This is a genomic window from Synechococcus sp. R55.7 (assembly GCF_047461955.1).
GTDB lineage: Bacteria > Cyanobacteriota > Cyanobacteriia > Thermostichales > Thermostichaceae > Thermostichus.
Genome location: NZ_JANSIC010000001.1, coordinates 1 through 1,420 on the forward strand (window position 1 = coordinate 1; position 1,420 = coordinate 1,420).

The window sequence follows — 1,420 nt, forward strand, 5'->3', positions numbered from 1 at the left end:
AGGATTCAGTGCCAAGCTATGCAGGGATCCCGCATCGTGGCAGGCCCATCGGAGAACCGGATCGCCTTGGCGGAGTTCCGGGTGGGCGTGGATGCGGTCATTTTCTCCATCGACACTGAGCAGAATCGCCTCCTGGTGCTGCTGGTGCGGCGGCGGGAGGATCCCTTCCGCGGTTGCTGGGCCCTGCCAGGAACACTGGTGCGGCGCTCAGAATCCCTAGAAGCAGCGGCCTACCGCATCTTGGCGGAGAAAATTCGTGTTAAAAACCTCTATCTGGAGCAGCTCTACACCTTCGGGGGGCCGGAGCGGGATCCCCGCGAGGCCGAGGATGGCTATGGAGTGCGCTACCTGTCGGTCAGCTACTTTGCCCTGGTGCGGTTCCAGGATGCTGAATTGCTGGCAGACGGAGTGGAGGGCATTGCCTGGTATCCCGCCGACCAGATTCCCCCCTTGGCCTTTGACCACGAAGAGATTTGCCGCTACGCCCGCCGTCGCCTCTGCGCCAAGTTGGAGTACAGTCCGATTGCCTTTGACATTTTGCCCGCCACCTTCACGCTAGGGGAGGTCTACCAGCTCTACGGCACCGTTTTGGGCGAGGGGTTCTCCGACTACTCCAATTTTCGCGCCCGCCTACTGAAACTGGGTATCTTGCAAGATACCGGCCAGAAAAGTTCCCAAGGAACAGGCAGACCGGCAACCCTCTACCGTTTTGATGCGGCTGCTTTCGAGAAAATCCGTCATAAGCCAATGGTATTTGTCTAAGGGATCCCAGCTCACCAATGCTAATCCGGCCAGTCCAGCCAGATCGTTAACGTTCTCCCCACGGCTAAAGCCGGGGGATTTTTTCCATCGCTCCACGCTCCTCGCGCTTCGTTGCAATGGGCTACACGAGGGCCTATATCCTCGTGGGGGACGCCATCTCCTCAACTACTGAGATGCCAAAACACCCCAGATACTTCTACTTCACCTTTAACGCTGCACCCTTCCATAAGCGGGTGGAGCGAGTCTCCCGTCCTGTCATGAGACGGTGACTTATCCCCAGGCATGAATGCCGGGGCCTGCGACGCCGAGTTTTCGGTCAGCAGCAGCCAGAGAGCTGTGCTAAGATTAGAAACCATGATAGGTATTGTTTCAGGAGTTCTCCAAGCATGTCTGCAGCAATAGATATCGCTGATGCTACCTTTGAGGCAGAGGTGCTGCGCAGCGATATTCCGGTTTTGGTCGATTTTTGGGCACCTTGGTGTGGCCCCTGCCGGATGGTGGCTCCTGTGGTTCAGGAGATAGCTGAGCAGTATGTCGGCAAAGTTAAGGTTGTAAAAATTAATACTGACGAGAACCCTCAAACTGCCAGCCAGTACGGCATTCGCAGCATTCCCACCCTGATGTTGTTCAAGGGCGGCCAGAAGGTGGATGTGGTGGT

Annotated in this window: 2 protein-coding genes; both read left to right on the plus strand. The window is 56.8% G+C overall.

Annotation, left to right across the window (positions count from 1 at the left end; all coding sequences use genetic code 11):
- Window positions 1-18: 18 nt before the first annotated feature.
- A complete protein-coding gene (locus NW820_RS00005; RefSeq protein WP_414406347.1) occupies window positions 19-762 on the plus strand; it encodes an NUDIX hydrolase in 744 nt (247 codons plus the stop codon).
- Window positions 763-1,148: 386 nt separating this feature from the next.
- Window positions 1,149-1,420, plus strand: a 272-nt coding sequence (gene trxA / locus NW820_RS00010; protein ID WP_414406329.1) for a thioredoxin, incomplete at its 3' end; no start/stop codon positions are given.

Excerpts from the sequence above, each read along its gene's own strand:
- NW820_RS00005 (WP_414406347.1), top strand. The coding sequence starts at position 19 with ATGCAGGGATCCCGCATCGTGGCAGGCCCATCGGAGAACCGGATCGCC.